The sequence below is a fragment of the Bacillus sp. FJAT-27445 genome (assembly GCF_001510665.1).
Taxonomy (GTDB): Bacteria; Bacillota; Bacilli; order Bacillales; family Cytobacillaceae; genus Bacillus_D.
The window spans coordinates 162,109-178,353 of the sequence record NZ_LMTI01000007.1; the positions used below are offsets into that span (position 1 = coordinate 162,109).

13 protein-coding genes are annotated in these 16,245 nt (G+C 42.6%); all 13 read right to left on the reverse strand.

Annotated elements, in window-relative coordinates; all coding sequences use genetic code 11:
* Window positions 1-15 precede the first annotated feature (15 nt).
* A complete protein-coding gene (locus AR337_RS20210) occupies window positions 16-1,110 on the reverse strand; it encodes a LacI family DNA-binding transcriptional regulator (RefSeq protein WP_082687095.1) in 1,095 nt (364 codons plus the stop codon).
* An 84-nt stretch (window positions 1,111-1,194) separates the two neighbouring features.
* Entirely contained in the window at window positions 1,195-3,294 is a 2,100-nt protein-coding gene (locus AR337_RS20215) for an ADP-ribosylglycohydrolase family protein (RefSeq protein ID WP_059173847.1), read from the reverse strand.
* Window positions 3,295-3,318: 24 nt separating this feature from the next.
* Entirely contained in the window at window positions 3,319-4,467 is a 1,149-nt protein-coding gene (locus AR337_RS20220) for an ADP-ribosylglycohydrolase family protein (protein WP_059173848.1), read from the reverse strand.
* An 11-nt stretch (window positions 4,468-4,478) separates the two neighbouring features.
* The gene (locus AR337_RS20225; protein ID WP_059173849.1) at window positions 4,479-5,945 is read right to left on the reverse strand and encodes an extracellular solute-binding protein; all 1,467 of its coding nucleotides are present in this window, start codon (window positions 5,943-5,945) and stop codon (window positions 4,479-4,481) included.
* Window positions 5,946-6,017: 72 nt separating this feature from the next.
* Entirely contained in the window at window positions 6,018-6,896 is an 879-nt protein-coding gene (locus AR337_RS20230) for a carbohydrate ABC transporter permease (protein ID WP_059173850.1), read from the reverse strand.
* Window positions 6,897-6,906: 10 nt separating this feature from the next.
* On the reverse strand, window positions 6,907-7,800 hold the full coding sequence (locus AR337_RS20235; protein ID WP_059173851.1) for a sugar ABC transporter permease: 894 nt from the start codon (window positions 7,798-7,800) through the stop codon (window positions 6,907-6,909).
* Window positions 7,801-7,803: 3 nt separating this feature from the next.
* Complete coding sequence (rbsK, locus tag AR337_RS20240) at window positions 7,804-8,700, reverse strand: ribokinase (RefSeq protein WP_059173852.1); 897 nt, start codon at window positions 8,698-8,700, stop codon at window positions 7,804-7,806.
* A 9-nt stretch (window positions 8,701-8,709) separates the two neighbouring features.
* Window positions 8,710-9,021 (reverse strand): DUF4387 domain-containing protein, encoded by a 312-nt coding sequence (locus tag AR337_RS20245; protein ID WP_059173853.1) that lies wholly within the window; start codon window positions 9,019-9,021, stop codon window positions 8,710-8,712.
* Window positions 9,005-10,375 (reverse strand): acyclic terpene utilization AtuA family protein, encoded by a 1,371-nt coding sequence (locus tag AR337_RS20250; protein ID WP_059173854.1) that lies wholly within the window; start codon window positions 10,373-10,375, stop codon window positions 9,005-9,007. The genes AR337_RS20245 and AR337_RS20250 overlap by 17 nt, the downstream gene beginning before the upstream one ends.
* Window positions 10,376-10,931: 556 nt before the next feature.
* The gene (locus tag AR337_RS20255) at window positions 10,932-11,657 is read right to left on the reverse strand and encodes a gamma-glutamyl-gamma-aminobutyrate hydrolase family protein (protein ID WP_059173855.1); all 726 of its coding nucleotides are present in this window, start codon (window positions 11,655-11,657) and stop codon (window positions 10,932-10,934) included.
* A 194-nt stretch (window positions 11,658-11,851) separates the two neighbouring features.
* Window positions 11,852-12,406: a GNAT family N-acetyltransferase gene (locus tag AR337_RS20260; RefSeq protein ID WP_059173856.1), complete on the reverse strand. Its 555-nt coding sequence runs from the start codon at window positions 12,404-12,406 to the stop codon at window positions 11,852-11,854.
* A gap of 78 nt (window positions 12,407-12,484) precedes the next feature.
* Window positions 12,485-12,793 (reverse strand): MTH1187 family thiamine-binding protein, encoded by a 309-nt coding sequence (locus AR337_RS20265; RefSeq protein WP_059173857.1) that lies wholly within the window; start codon window positions 12,791-12,793, stop codon window positions 12,485-12,487.
* A gap of 393 nt (window positions 12,794-13,186) precedes the next feature.
* Window positions 13,187-15,379, reverse strand: coding sequence for a S8 family serine peptidase (locus AR337_RS20270; RefSeq protein ID WP_059173858.1), 2,193 nt, complete (start codon window positions 15,377-15,379; stop codon window positions 13,187-13,189).
* Window positions 15,380-16,245 lie beyond the last annotated feature (866 nt).

Sequence of the window (16,245 nt, forward strand, 5' to 3'; positions counted from 1 at the left end):
CTCCGATACATTGTATTAGGTAAGATTTATTTCACATAACTCATCCAAGTTTAGGTGGCAATCCTCTTTATGCAAATCTGCACTTCTATTCATGTTTTTTTTTTTAAAACCCAGCGTTGATTCTCTCTTCACCAAGCAGACATCCAATTGGAAATCCCCATCGAGAGTATGATTATTTTCAATCATGTTGATTAGCCTGGAGGTTGCTAAGACCCCGATATCATAAATCGGCTGCTCAATCGTACTGATTTCCGGGTCTACCATTTCGGCTAGTTTTATACCATCAAAGCCAATAATGGCGATTTCCTCGGGCACGTTCTTCCCAAGCTGCTTTAAAATTTTTAATGAACCGATTGCCATCATATCATTTGCCAGGAAGATGCCATCGATATCCGGATGTTCAGATAATAGCTTCTCCGTCAAGGCTTTTCCGCTTTCTAGTGAAAAGTCACCTTCTAAAATGACTGGCACGTAGTTGACGCCCTTTTCGGCAAGCTCATCCTTATATCCCTTGAGCCTTTCCAGTGATGGCTGGAAAGTCGGCGGGCCACTTATATGGGCAATATTCTTGCAGCCAATTTCAATCAAATGGCTGACAGCTAGCCTTGCCCCCTTATAATTATCAATTCCAATTGAATCGGCTGAACTTATATCTGCAGCTCTGTCAATTCGGACATAAGGAATATTCATTCCGTTCAATTCTTTCAAAACCGAATCGTTAAACTGAAACGAAGCAAGAATCAGCCCGTCGGTATAACGGCTTTCAAGGCTTCTCCAGAATATACTTGAAAGGATGCTCTCTTCATCAGAATTAATTAATATGAGGCGGTACCCTTTTTCCTTGGCCACTTTTTCAATGGAGACAACCAGCTCTGGGAAGAATGGATTCGTAATATCCGGAATAACCAGTGCGATTGTATTTGTTCTTTTCCTGGCCAGACCCCGGGCTATTTCATTTGGGTGATAATTAAGCTCTTCCATTACTTGTTTAACTTTTTTTAATGTACTTTCACTTACATAGCCATTTTTATTAATATATCTTGAAACAGTCGCTACAGATACACCTGCCTCCCTGGCGACATCTCGAATTGTTGCTGTGTCTTTTTTCAAAATAAAAATCCTTCCTGCAAAGTGCTATTTTGACTAAAAAGCCCGAAAAAGATTCAACAAGTTAAATCCATTTCGGGCTGATCTTCAGATGTTTTCTTTAACCAATAAAGAATGGTAGAGTGTTTCGCCAGGAGTAATTGAACCAAATCCAATCATCCCATAAGTGATTGTTTCATCATCATGAACCAAAACTTCATTTTCATCAATGAAGAAACGAAGGACGTTATCCGTAAACTCTACTTTCATTCTATATTTTTGTTCATACTCCCATGGAAAACTTACAGTTTTAATACGAGTGAAGCCAAAATTGTTCAGGATCAGTGAAACCTGGCCGGCGCCATCCAGCCCGATAAAATATCCTCGCTCAGCACCCTGCGCACGGAATGCAATGCAATGGCTCTCGCCAATAACAGGCTCAATGACAGTTTCAACAATTCCATCACGCATAAAATAATTTCCTGTATAGGAAGCACAGTTTTCACTTGCTCTGCATCGGATAGTGTCCCCTTCAATCTCCCAATCTCCTCTGTTATGTGAGAAAGGCATAAGGCTAAGGAACTCTTTTTTGAGCAGGGAAAAGTCAATGCTATATTGTGCTTTCCCATACACATGGAAGTTTTTGAAGTACAATGAGCCAAACGCCCGGTTGGTCAGTGTGGACGGGCTCTCAATCAAGTAGCCGACTTCATCAAAAATATCTCCCCCTGAAGGCGGAAGTGTGAATTCAATCTCTGTCCACTCACCATGCTTAAGAATCTTTTTTTCTAAAAAGGCATCCTGCTTCGAGAATGTCTTCCTCACAAATGGTGCAACTGTAATTTCAGAACCCCTCCACTGGTCAAGGAAAACATCAACTTTCACAGTTTGGCCGCTTAAAGCCTGCGGGGAGAATACGGGCTTATACTTTTCATCATTGAAATCATCCCGGCGATAAAATGGCTTATAGAATACTTTGCTTTTGTCCCCCTCAACCATCCGGTCGATTACTACCTGAAGAGAGCCGTCACCTATCACAGCGTTATGCCTGATGACCGGAGTTTTGAAAGTGTTGCTCACTCTTAAACCGTGGGTTGATCCAGGGAAACTAAAATCAAAGTACAATTCTCCCCTTTTAATAGAATCTTCCAGCCCGGAAGGCGGCTCCACTCCATTCAATTGATAGCCAAGGAGGGCAACTTCTTTTGAAAACGTAGGCATATCTACCATATTTAAATATCCAGAAATACTTGAAGTGATTACGTTATCATTCATAGGTTGCCTGTAATGTTCAGGAATTCCATCAAGCCCCGCCATTACGCCTACAATTGTTCCAACATTCCCTGCATTGCAATCCGTATCCCAGCCGCACATTGTCGCGATTTCAATCGTTCTCGCAAAATCGCCATTCCCATAAAGAAGTGAAAGGATGCAAACTCCCGCGTTTGGGATGATGTGGCATATCCCCGGATATTTATCATATCCCCAATCTCTATGAAGGAAATCAAGACAATCCCTAAAATTATCAGGGTTATTTCCATGGAAATTTATCACTGCCTTAGTAACCTGGGCATAGGTGGAATCATCAGGAATAAGCATTAGCCCTTGATCAATGATTTCACGGATATCTTCCGAAACGAAGGCTTGGGCGATGCAGCCAGCAATGAACCTTGCTCCATAAAGCCCGTTTTTATCGTGGGATACACTTGCGGCAACCTCAGCAAAATGGGCTGCCTGTTCCGGCTTGCCTGGATACATCAATCCCCACGTATCGATGAATATCTGGCCGCCAATTTGTTCAGCCTGGACAATCCCATTTTGCTCGGCTGAACCTGAACGGGGCGCTTCAATCCCTTTTTTCAAGTTGTTAAAGGCTTTATGCTCGGTACTCGCATCCTCGCCGCCCCACCAAATCATGCCAATGCCCTCGCGGCAATAGTTAAGCCAGGCCCTTCCCACATCTTGCGGCTGCAGGTCCCTGTCCCTTGCATCATCGTAATGGGCCCTGATAAAAAAGACCGGACCGTTCACATCATCATCAGCGGAAAAAGTCTTGTAATCTTTCACATAGCCTTTTATATCGCCATATACAGAAAGAATCTTTTCAGCCGTCCACTCTGTCGGCTCTACCGGGGCCCCAAGACGGATTCCTGCGTTCATCCCAAGAAAGCCGGCGTATACTTTCTGGATATAGTCATTGGAAAACATAGAATTCACATCCATTCATTGCAGTTAAAACAACATTTTCCTGTCTTCATTTAACCTTAAATCAGCTTCGATGATTTCTTGGGCCGTTTTTGCAAAGCCATCCGCTGTTTGAAGAAGGTTCATTTTATTCGTTGATTCAAGAAGATCGATGTCAGCTCTATTAATGGCCTGGATTCCATACATGCTCCCAAGGATTGCCCCAATCATGACACCGATTGAATCGGTGTCCCGCCCTGAATTGATTCCATCATAGATCGACTTGTAATACTCCCCTTCATTCAGGACAATGAAGGCTAGGGCAAGCGGAAGCTCCTCTATCGAGAATAATCGGCTCGGAGTATAGTGATTCGATGGAATGCCTACCTTTTCCATCTGGCGGTGGACATCATCTTTCATCGGAGAATACTTTGCGATTACAGAATGCAGTGTTTCCACCACTTTATCCATATCGCAGTTCTTCTCCCGTAGTTCATTGGCGGCCGAAGTTATATCAATGATGGCATTTCGTGTCCCATCTTTCGAAAGGGAAATAGCCGTGTTGACAATGTCATTGATAGTAACACCGGGAGTGAAAGCCCTGGCTATACAAGCTGCCAGGACTCCCGCAGCCTCAAGTCCATAACTGCTTTGGTGGCCCATGGCGAAAAGGATCGCTTCATCATAAGCCGCTTTCGGGTTTCCAGCATTAACAATCCCGATTGGCGCAATATACATGGCCGCGCCACAATTGATCATGTTGCCAATACCGCCTTCACGCGGTTCACAATTGGCAAGGACATGCCTGACGAAAATATACTTTTCAGGATAGAACAGGCGGTCGATGATTAGAGCTTCTTTTTTGAATTCAGGAATATAGGTTTTTCGGAAGGCAATTTCCTTTATAAATTCATTCCCCATGTCGTAGGAATCAAGATGCCGTTTTTCCTTCAGATACACATTAATGAGCGCTTTTGTCATCAAGGTATCATCGGTTACGATTCCGTTCCCGCGGTGCCTTCCCAGATTAACCTCGGGTGGAGCATCCTCCTTGTACCATTTCGTCCGGAGGCTTTCCACCCGGCCGTACTTATCCTTGATTTCCTGGTAGCTTAGCTTTTCAATCGGCGCGCCCAGTGCATCACCAAGTGCAACTGAGAGGACAGCCCCTCTTACTTTATCCTGAAAAGATATCATGGCTAAACTCCTTACTTAATGTTTTTGTTTGCGTATTCCGTAAGTTCTTTTCCTCCGGCTTTTTCCCATTCAGTTACGAACTTATCGAACTCGCTAATTGGCTTTTTGCCGGTAATTATGTCTGTTGCATACTCCTTATAAAGGTTTTCCATTGCATCCCAATTGGCTGCATATTCCTCAGGGATGATGAAGGCATTATCCTCTTTGTAAAATTCGTTGGCCAAATCCCTGGACTTCTGGGCCGGCACGCTCAATAACGGAGTATTTAGCGGTTTTTCCGTCTTAAACTCGCTAGGCTCCCAGAAACGGGCATACCATTCAGCGTAATATTTGTCAGTCAGCTCAATGCCGCTGTCGGTAACATTGTAGTGCTCCCCTTCAAAACCGATACGGTCGAGCAACTGGCCTTTTTCACTGGCAAGGTAATCAAGTACTGCGAATACAGTATCCTTATGTTTAGACTGCGAGCTTATCGCGACTCCCCGTGATTCTTTTGTAATATCAGTAGAAGTGAAGCCCTGGTCTTCACCTTTTGCTGGAGGAAGCACAACGACCTCAGACTGTTCACCATTTACCTGTGTCATCTTGCCATTATAAATATCAATTATTTTTCCATTTGTTCCGACAATGACCCCTGCTTCACCATCATAGAAAGCTTTTTCTTTTGTATCCCACTGCTTAGTCAGGTATTGCGGGTCAAGCAGGCCATCTTTATAAAGCTTCTGATAGAATTCAAGCTTTGTCTTTTCATTATCCGAAGCCTTGCCATAAACATATTTACCGTCTTTTTCAAGCCAAGTTTGGTTCAAGCCGAATGCCCTCTTGAAGATAAAATCAATTTCAACAATGTCCCCTGCGGCAGTAAGCGCATAGGTTGGCTTTTTGCTTCCTCCCGGAGGATTGGACACCAATTCTTTGAAAAATGCATAATAATTGTCGACTGTCGGCTCATCCAGTAACGCTTGGGAGGTTGATAGCTTTTCGAACCAGTCTTTTCTCATGACAGGAACTTTTGAGTCAAGCGGTTTAATCCAAAGGAGATAAGGATAATTTTCGAGTCTTTTTTTGTTATGAGGCTCCAAAATATTTTTGATATTCTTTGATTTTTCTATATAAGGTGTCAAGTCTTCAAGGAGCCCCTGCTGAGAAATCTGCAAGTCTCCACCCTGGAAATAAATCATATCGGGAATGTCCCCGGAGAGAAGAAGCAGGTTCAATTTTTCCGCGTAATTTCCTTGTGGCATTTCAACAAGTTCAAATGTTACATCCAGGTTTTCATCTTCTTTTAACGCTTTGGAAAGGCTTTCAAAATATTGCTTAGCTACCGGGTTTGATGGGCCTTCATCTTTATAAACAACTTTCAGCGTAACAGGGCCCTCTTTTTTATTGTCTTTTTCATCGGTAGAAGTCTTCTTATCAGAACACGCGGTAGTCAACACTAATAAAATGGCGAAAAGTACAATCAGCAACTTTTTCATCAAAATTCCTCCCAGAAGGGTTTTTTTATTTCTGCTAAAGATAAAAATTAAATAGAATTGAAACCTGTAAGATTAGTCTTTAACCCCCCCTTCAAGAGCTCCCTTGGCATAATACTTGAGGATTAAAGGATAGAAGAGCAGGAGCGGTACGATGGATATAATGATAGTGCCTGCCTGCAACGATGAATAATCAAGGCTGGCAATCTGATCATACGAGAGTACATTTTGCGCCCCAAGAAGCGAGGTGTTGTCCCTTTCCACAACAAATTGCCTCAATACTACCTGAAGCGGCCATTTATTGGGATCTGTTAAGTAGATGGTGGCACGAAAATATTCATTCCAATGGAACACTCCATAAAACAATCCAAGTGTCGCCAAAGCTGGTTTAGAAAGCGGCAGCATGATGCTTGTGAATATTTTAAAATGGCCCGCGCCATCAATCCTTGCGGCCTCAAGAATACTATCAGGAACATCCTCAAAAAATCTCATCATAATAAATAGATAGAATACGTTGATTGCCTTATAAAGGATCAAGGACCAATATGTATTTAATAAACCAAGGTTCTTAACTAACAGATATTCCGGGATGAGTCCCGGCTCAAATACCATGATGACAATCAACAGCAGGATAACAAGCCTTTTACCAACAAAATCCGTCCTTGCAAGCACGTAGGCGGCCATTGCTGTTAAAAAAAGATTTATAGCAGTCCCAATAACTGTGATAAAAATACTGTTGAAGATGCTCTTCACAATTAAAGGATTTGAAAACAAAACTTTATAATTGATGAAGGAAAATCCTTTAGGGAAAATATCCAGCCCTTTTAATTCATGGACCTTTAAGGGATCGGATAAGGACATGGCCAATAGGTTCAGGATTGGTATTAGAACTGTTATGGACGAAAGAAATAGAATCGTATATATAATCAAAACAGGGAAGTTTAATTTTCGCATACCATACCTCCTACCAGACTCCCTTTCCACTAACTCTTTTTGCAATAAAATGAGTGGAAAGAATCAATATGACACCGATAACCCCTTTGAACAAACTGGCAGCTGTCGCATAAGCATACTGGCCGTTTAAAATACCTATCCTGTAGACATAAGTATCCAATATATCAATGGCAGAAATAACCGAATGATTGATCATATTGAAAACCTGGTCGAAACCTGCATTCATGAAAAAGCCGAGATTCAAGATAAATACAGTGATAATCGTCCCCTTCAATTCCGGTAGGGTGATGTACCTCATTTGCTGAAAATGGGACGCCCCGTCTATCTTTGCTGCTTCATATAGAGATGGGCTGATTTTCATGATGGCCGCTAGATAAATGATTGAATCCCAGCCGGCGCTGCGCCACATTTCCTGAAAGACAAGCACCCAACGGATATGGTCCTTGCTTGTCATGAAATCAAGGGACGGCAGATTGAAAAAATTCCTTATAACATTTATTCCGCCATCACCGGGGTTCAGAAAGCTTATCCAAATCCCCGCTATGACTACCCATGATAAAAAGTGCGGCAAATAAATAACAGACTGCACATATTTTCGAAAAGGGCCATTCCTGACTTCATTAATGATGATTGAAAGTATGATTGGCACCGGGAAAAAGAATACCATTTTCATTGTTGAAATGATGACAGTATTTTTTAAGACATCCATGAAGACCGGTGAGCTAAACAGAATCTTAAAATGTTTCAATCCCACCCATACGTTATCTCCGATTATCCGATAATCCTGGAATGCAAGTTTCATCCCGATCAGAGGAATGACATTGAATATTCCAAAATACAGAAGCGCAGGCAGCAGCATCACATATAAAACCCAATCTTTTCTTACTCGCTTCAATATTCCCATTTCCTATACAAGCTCCTCTTTAATGAAATGGTCTATTTCCTTCCTCGTTGGCATCCCTGTCTGCGCGCCTTTTTTCCTTACTGAAAGCCCTGCAGCGATCGTGCCAAATTTTATGCTCTCTTCAAGTGCCTTTCCTTCCGAAAGTGCTAGAGTAAATGCGCCAGAAAAAGTATCTCCCGCACCAGTTGTATCTACAGCTTCTACCTTAATAGCCGGGACCTTGACCACTCCTCTGCCATCATGGAAGTATACTCCTCGTGATCCACATGTCACAATTACTTTGTTAGGATACTTTTCAAGGGTTTCCTCAAGCCCAGCCACCTCACTAAGGACCAATGGATACTCATGCTCATTTGGCGTAAGAAAAGTGACATTCGCAATCAATTCACTACTCAGCTGGCAGGCTGGCGCAGGATTTAGGATGATTATCTTTCCTTCTTTTGCTAGGATTGGGATTATATGCTCTATCATCGGGAGCGGCGTCTCTAGCTGAAAGAGGATAATATCATGCTCCAACAGTCTGTTCTGGATTCTATTAATATATTGAATATCAGTATGCTCATTGGCCCCAGAACTAACGATAATTCGGTTTTCCGACTTACAAATTTCTATGAATGCAACTCCAGTATTACTGCCCTCTACGAGGTTAAGGTGACTGATATCCACCCCTTCATTTTCAATCTTTCCTATTAAGAGATTGCCATTATCATCATTTCCCACTGAGCCAAACATGGAGACATTCCCTCCAAGGCGTGCTGCGGCAACAGCCTGATTCGCTCCCTTTCCCCCAACTGACATGAAAAATTCTTTTCCCATAATTGTTTCCCCTGCAGAGGGGAAAATATCGGTCTCCATGAAGTAATCAATATTCAGGCTGCCAACCACAGCGATTTTTTTCATGTTCATCACCTAGTCTATTAATATATTCATCAAAGGGGCGTGCTGCTGTGCTCCATATACGTCCCGGTCCCCAATGGTACCGGAGGGCACTTCCCTTAAGATGGTAATTTTAATTCCTAACGCCTGGTCGAAAAACACCAGATGCCGAATCGATTCAATTTCGATACAATATAGTTCGCTTACCGTTTCAGGTGTTAATTTACCGGAGTTTTTCACACGTTCATATTTTTCTTTATCGTCAAAAAGGATATCGAGGGTAAGCTCGAATGGTCCGGAATTTTTGCTTCGAAGTACTTTCGCCAATTCATATAGTTTTTCCATTACAGTCCCTCCTTTTGTATTCAATATCAAAAGGGTTTTCTGTAATTTCCATCAGGTGATAGACAGAAAATTCATAGACCGGGCCGAATTCAATGTCACTCGGGGCAAATGGGAAGGCCAGATTACCTGCGGTGGACTTCCTTTTTTCATGTCCAAAATGGAGAAAAGTAGAACGTACAGTAGCGCAAATTGAATTTGCCAACTCCTGTGTCTTTGCATTAACCTCAATCAGGACCCCGATTTCATGACCAGTGAATACTTCCGTTTCCCTGTGTCCCAAGACAGCATTTATACCGTAATTGTTAAATTGAATGTTATACTCCCCCTGCGGGACTTCTTGAAAATATTCTCTAACCTGTTCCTCCACTCTTTGCTCGATATTATCAATGTTAGCCAGCAATATTGGATCTCTAATCCCTGCAAACACAATAGTCCGGTAAGCAACTTTTCTTGCTCCTTCAAGCTTTATTAAATGCTTGTCTGCCTCAATGTATTGGCTATTCGCTACTTCTACGGCCCCATTGCCAATATCATTGAACGTACATTTGCTCAGGTCGAGAGTAAATCCAGGACCATAGAGAATATAAGGATGCTCTTTTTCATAAAAAGTATGTGCAGCTACAGATAATGGAGTGCACTTTCTCACGGGATTGAGTGATTTAACTGTAAAGGATAAATCTTTTATAGTGCCAAGAATAGAATCCTTAGTTGTCCCTGGCTCTGCACAAAGTGCTCCACATTCCAATATTTTTCCAAGGTGATATGATAGGCCGGGGTCTTTACCATGGAAAATTCCAACTGCTGCAAAAGGAGAAGGGTCATATGCACGGCCGCAGATGATAATATCGGCCTCACTTTGAAGTGCTTCAAGTATTGGGGTATGGCCCATTTGAGCAACTATACCGTTTGTTTCTTCTATTACATTAAGATCCAACACAGGAACGTTTGGACTTAAAGGTGTCACTTTCCCTTTTTCTAAAGCTGAAACGACCATTTCCTTTTCTATGTCTGCCCAGATAATGGCCATCGAAGCAGTTAGGTTTTTTTCATTGAGAATTTCATTAATGATTTCAATCGTTGATTCTACATGAACTTTTGCACCAGCTCCACCAGCGGATCCTATAATAATAGGAATCTTCTTTTCTAAACCGTTTGTTAAAATAATCTGTAAATCCTTTTTTAATGCTCTTCGGCTGACAATTGATACTCCTGCCCCTAATTTATGAGGTCCTGCATCAGTTGAGCCCGCATCCACAACTATTGCATGAGGATTCTCATCCATGCCCTTTAAAAAGGAATTTTCCGGAAAACCATAACCCAGCATCCCACATGGCGCCAGTATTCTGATATCCATCCTTGTTCACCTCTTTACAATTTTTACTATCCTCGAAATATGTAACCGGTCACTTATTAAACAGTTCCATTTATGTAACCGGTCACTTATTGAATGTTATTTATCGGACAATATCAAAAAAACATTTGAAAGCGTTTACACTTTCAAATTCAATAATATGTAAACGGTTACTTATCATATTACTTTTCAACCTAAGAGGTTGTCAATAGAAATTGCAAAAATATTCTAACTTTTCCATTTGTGAACCTTTTTAGAAAATAAAATAAAAACGTAATTCTCCTACCCCTTATTGTTGTATTTCTGAATTAAGTGATTTAGACATTTTTTTTATATTTCAACAACCCTTGTCCCGATGAGCTTGTCTGTCAGCGTTCTTTCCCCATTGTTTTGTTACAAGCTAAGACAAATTTAATCCCAACTCAAAGTAAAATGTTGGTGTTCTCCGTAAAACTAGCGTTAAGACCCAGTGAAACAGAAGATACGTCCCCTGCTTCATTTTATCCGCAAAAAAGAAAAACAGGAAACGGTTATACCGTCTCCTGTGATTGCGTCTATTTTATAAAACGGGGACCTTCACGCTGGTTGCGATAAATTCCTTGAAAAGGCGGTTCATGGCTTCATCCGTTGGAGCCAGTGATTCAGGGTGCCACTGGACGCCGACCGTGAATCGGGAAGGTTTAGCATATTCAACCGCTTCTACAATCCCATCCGCTGACCGTGCAACAACGCGCAAGTCGTCGGCTACTTTGTCCAACGCTTGATGGTGAATGCTGTTTACCCGAACCCGGTCAGAGCCAAAGATTTGAAACAGTCTGCTGTCCGGTGACACTGTAATCCAATGGGAGTCCTTGTTCCTCGCAACCTTTTGCCCATGCTGGATTGATTCCGGAAACTGGCTCGGAATGTCCTGAATCAGCGTCCCTCCGAGCGCGACATTCATAATTTGGCTGCCTCTGCAGATGCCAAGCAACGGAATATCATGTTCAATCGCATACCTCGCGATGGCAATCTCGGCCAAATCCCGTTCAAGGATCGTAGGGCCCAAATTGGGGTGAGGATCCTGGCCATAAAAATCCGGGTCGACATCCTCCCCGCCGCTAAGGATAATCGCATCAACTAAAGGAAGCATTTCCAGCGCAATCTCTGGAATATATGGAAGAATAATTGGAATTCCTCCATTTGCAGCCACTACCTTGTGATAATCGTGATGGACATATACACCTTCCATAATTTCATTGTGTTTAACATAGGCAGAAGTAATCCCAATAACCGGTTTTCTCATCCCTGTTCCCCCAAAACTGTATTTTACTTTGTATATCCAAAATATAACACAAAAACATTGGGAAACCAGTGAGAAAAATGTCTTTTAAAACAAATGCACAGGCCCTCGTTCACTTGCCAAGAAAAGCTCCGAAAGCCTGGACAACGAAAAAGGCTGTCTCGGCAGACAACCCCCATCTAAAAGTTAACATTGTATTAAGCTTGCTCATCCGGATTGATAATCCCGTATAAATCAAGATCCTCAAAGGACCCGTTCTTAAAAACATGGTCTTTGAGTGTGCCTTCGTACACCATCCCGCACTTTTTCATGATTCTTCCCGAGGCTGGATTGGATGTAAAATAGCGTGCATAAACACGATGATAGCCCTTTTCTTTAAAAACAAATTCGATCACAGCATTAGCAGCTTCCGTTCCATATCCTTTACCCCAATGTTCCTCGCCAATCCAGTACGCAATTTCACCGTTTTTGTGTTGTTTCTGATTTGATATCCCAATTGCCCCGTATAATTGCCCGCTATCTTTATCTGTTACAGCAAATTCATACATACGGTCCGAATCGAAATTCTCCTCATGGTTGGCAATCCAGGAAACCGCACATTCCAAAGGATACGGAAAGGGCAGCGTCAACGTGCTTTTGTAAATATTAAAATTATTGCACATTTTGCTGACTTCTGTTGCATCTCCTTCGTTAAATAGGCGCAAAAACAGCCGATCCGTTTCAATTGTTCTCTCTGTTTTGTTGTAAATCATTCCTTCTCCCCCTGCCCTCTTATTTTAAATGAAACACTGGATACGCCCCCTGCTTCACTGCTTCACTTCTTCACCTAGTCAATCCGCCTGTTTGTCGTGAACGGCTTTTAGTTTTCCCTCCATCGTGCTTTCCCTGTCGCGCCGGTCGTCAATCCGTATATTCGTGGCAACCCTCTGAATTCCCTTTTGAAAAGGAACCTCATGAATTTCCCGTACTACATCAAGCAATTCCTTCAAGTCGCCTTCAATCAATGTACTCATTGGGGTCAATTGGAACTTAATTTTTCCATCATACTTTTTAAGGACTTTATGTATTTCCGCTACATAATCACTCACGCTTGGTGTTTCAGTTCCGATGGGAATAACAGTAATATCAATGATTGCCATGTTCATTCCTCCAATATTAGGGTGTTTTTTCTATGATAGCATAATATTGTACTTGTAAAGAACACGCACCTTATAGGAAAATAACACAGAATTAAGAGTGTACACGAAAAAAGCTTGACTGATTTAAAACATCAACCAAGCTTTTTAAATTGGCGAGTTGGCTGTCAGGTCTGGGGCTTCGGACCTGAAGAGGCTGTGTCCCGATTCCTAACTTATCGGGACTGATCTTGCTAGAATCAGAGAGCTTGTGTCCCGATTCCTCGCTAATCAGGACAGCTTGAAAGACAGATTCTCAGTCCAACTCCACCTTGCCCCTTGCCATAAAAAAATGAAATTCAAAAGCAAAAAAAATCCCCTACCGGCCCAAAAGACAGCAGAGGATTTCTTAAAATATCAACGATTATAATCAATTACGTACATGTATGGAATTCGGATATTGCCATCACCAGATTTTACAGTAATATATCCGCTAACGAACTCTCCGGCTCCATTTTTACCACCGGAATGGGTTCCCCTGTTCAAAACATCAACTTTGATTTGAGCCTTGCCATTCGCAGCAATCGATACACCTGCTGCGCTAAGCTTCAGATTCTCATCGTCAGAAAAAGTGTACTCCAACATGTCGTCAGTTGGATTCACCAATGTGATGGTCATTTGATAAGATTGTTTTCCAGTCGGGCGGACGAGTCCAAAGCTTAATGAAGACGGGAATGCCATGGCCGGCGCATTCATTGCCCTTCCCAGGTTAATAATGCCCGCTCCTACCTTAAGTGGATCTGCAACTTCAATATCCGGAAGGACGCTTCCTTCAACAATCCCTGCAGTTCCCATAAGAGCCGCTTTGACTTCCGCAGGACCCCAACCAAGGTTTTTTAATCTGCTATTAGCCAGCAGGACAGCTGCAGCACCCGCAACGTGCGGCGACGCCATGGACGTACCTTGATATAATTCATAGCCACCGCCAACAACAGACGAATATATATTCACACCAGGCGCTGCAACATCAGGCTTCAGCGTGTAATTTGGCGTTGGTCCCCAGGAGCTAAAATCAGAAATCTTATTCGGGTCAGTTCCAGTTTCGGCGGGAGGGTAGGAGATTGTAACTTTCCTGTCCCCTGTCCAGCTAACAAGCTTTTCGCCAGCTTCGTGGCTAATCATTACTGCAGGTAAGAGCGCACCATCAGATGACATTGGAATAGGTTCAGCAACATCTTTCTGATATATAATGACTCCTTTCGCCCCGGCAGCGGCTGCGTTATTAATTTTTTCAGTAAATGTACACGTGCCGCGCTGAATCACTGCAATTTTCCCATCCAACGGCTTTCCATTTACCGATGTACAAGCAAGTTTATCCCCGCCTGATACTTCGGTCCAAAGCACATATTCCCCTTCAATCTGTTCTTTCACCTCGCCGCCTTGTGTTCCTGTTGTGGCTACGGTCTGGCCGCCTTCAAATGCAGCTGATTTTAACCACATTGCAAATGTCCGGCTATTTGTAGTCGCGGCTACTGTGATTACTTTATCTGCTGTTCCTGGTGAGCCGACAGTGTAATTTTCTGGACCTTCATTCCCAGCCGAAATCGCAACGACAACGCCAGCATCAACCGCGGCATTGACTGCCATATCCAGCAGGTCGGCGCCTTTATGAGGGGTCCCGCCCAGGCTCAGGTTCAGGACATCCATTCCATCTTCGACTGCTTCTTCAACTGCTTTCGCTATGAACAAGCTTTTCGCATCAGCCACATCTCCCGGGAAAACATTATAGTTTCCTAGATAGGCTCCCGGCGCGACACCACTAAGCGGCTTGTCTCCAAGAGTCGGGAGTGTTTCCGCTTTTCCGGCAATCGTGCCGGCGACATGCGTCCCGTGGCTGTCAATCGCTTCTGCACTGAGCTTTGGATTCTGGTTGAAGACTTTTGCGACAATGACTTTATTGCTTGTAAATCTAATATCACCTTTAGGGAATCCTTCAGGCGCTTGCATTTCCGCATTCGGCTGAAGGAATGCATGGTTATGGTCGACCCCGGAGTCGATTACGCCGACTTTCATTCCACTACCTGCATTCGCCTGTCCACCAAGCTCATTCCAAATCTGGCCGGCATTGATTAAGGCGGTACTGTCACTCATCGTCTTCCGGTATGTACCGCTAGCACCTGCATTCACAACACCCGGTCCGCGGCTAATGTCCTTTAACGATGCACCATTAAGCTTAAGGCCCAGGCCGTTGTACGTTGTATCATATTCAGTAACAACTTCCACTTTTGGAAGCTGCTTTGCAAGCCACTTTTTGTAATTCTCCCGTTGTGCTTCAAGCCTTTTGCCGTATTTCTTTGCAGCAGGCAAGTCTATATTCACTTTTTTCCCTTTCGCAGGCATAGTCTTTTCATACCCTGATATTGATCCATCGTAAGAAGCAATTGGTGCATCAGCGAATTGTACAAACACATACTCCTGATTATCCCCCTTAGCATTCAGTGGGCTATCGTCATTTTTGACAATCGCCTCGGCGGGAAGCCCTGCGTTCAAAATCAGCAGCAGAATCAACGAAAGCCCCAACAAGCTCCTGAACTTCTTAATCAACTTCATTCGTTTCCCCTCCTTATGTACTCCGATGAAAGGTATCCTTTCACCTAGACAAGTTTAACAACACAATTTTACTATATTCTCAATTAAATTTTTGTAATATTAGGAAAACTTTTTTGTCAAAAAATAAGAGAATAAAAAATATGCTGTCGGGTTGTTCATTCTGCAAATTTAGAATTAGGCGAGAACCCTCGTGACTTCAGTCATGAGATGAATCGCCTTCGGATACGGTCTAGTGCTAATAAATGGTGAGATATTGTACTGGATTAAGTATCCGACACGTAAGCCGAAATTTCGTATCGCTCAATATAGATGCTATGATATTACTAGAATTTGTTCTTTGAAAACTGAACATATAGGGTTGATGCAGGAAAAGCTCTGCATCGTAAAATGTTCAAGCAACACGAACAAAAACCGTTACATGTAGCGATAGCCAAGCACATGTAATAGATTAAACGGGGTTTGCTTGGTTCCTCGTCAAACAGTTCACCTCTTAAAGAAGGTGATTAATTCGGTATGCCAACGGGCGTATATTGGGCTGTTGATACCAGAAGGCGATTTTTGCCTTCACAAGCTCGTGACTTCAGTCATGAGTTGTTGACAAAACGGTCAAACTCTCTTATTTTCGAAATCCTTGTAATGGAAGAAGAGTCCTAACCAAATTTTAAAAGTGCACCGAAAACCGTTTTTCAGTTTTCGCTCATTCGCTTTTTAAATCCCAGGATCGACTTTACTTCTTCTCAATTTCCAGAGGCTTTCGAAGCAATATAATCCCGTTGTTAATGGTATAATTAGTTAGTAACCATTTGAACCGAAACAACACTTATATTTGTTTCCCTTTTGAACCAATGGGTGAACTTGATCCTTTT

Coding starts and splice junctions, on each gene's coding strand:
- AR337_RS20215 (WP_059173847.1), bottom strand. CDS start 3,294: ATGTTTTCCAATGACTATATCCAGAAAGTATACGCCGGCTTTCTTGGG.
- AR337_RS20220 (WP_059173848.1), bottom strand. CDS start 4,467: ATGATATCTTTTCAGGATAAAGTAAGAGGGGCTGTCCTCTCAGTTGCA.
- AR337_RS20225 (WP_059173849.1), bottom strand. CDS start 5,945: ATGAAAAAGTTGCTGATTGTACTTTTCGCCATTTTATTAGTGTTGACT.
- AR337_RS20230 (WP_059173850.1), bottom strand. CDS start 6,896: ATGCGAAAATTAAACTTCCCTGTTTTGATTATATATACGATTCTATTT.
- AR337_RS20235 (WP_059173851.1), bottom strand. CDS start 7,800: ATGGGAATATTGAAGCGAGTAAGAAAAGATTGGGTTTTATATGTGATG.
- rbsK (WP_059173852.1), bottom strand. CDS start 8,700: ATGAAAAAAATCGCTGTGGTTGGCAGCCTGAATATTGATTACTTCATG.
- AR337_RS20245 (WP_059173853.1), bottom strand. CDS start 9,021: ATGGAAAAACTATATGAATTGGCGAAAGTACTTCGAAGCAAAAATTCC.
- AR337_RS20250 (WP_059173854.1), bottom strand. CDS start 10,375: ATGGATATCAGAATACTGGCGCCATGTGGGATGCTGGGTTATGGTTTT.
- AR337_RS20255 (WP_059173855.1), bottom strand. CDS start 11,657: ATGAGAAAACCGGTTATTGGGATTACTTCTGCCTATGTTAAACACAAT.
- AR337_RS20260 (WP_059173856.1), bottom strand. CDS start 12,406: ATGATTTACAACAAAACAGAGAGAACAATTGAAACGGATCGGCTGTTT.
- AR337_RS20265 (WP_059173857.1), bottom strand. CDS start 12,793: ATGGCAATCATTGATATTACTGTTATTCCCATCGGAACTGAAACACCA.
- AR337_RS20270 (WP_059173858.1), bottom strand. CDS start 15,379: ATGAAGTTGATTAAGAAGTTCAGGAGCTTGTTGGGGCTTTCGTTGATT.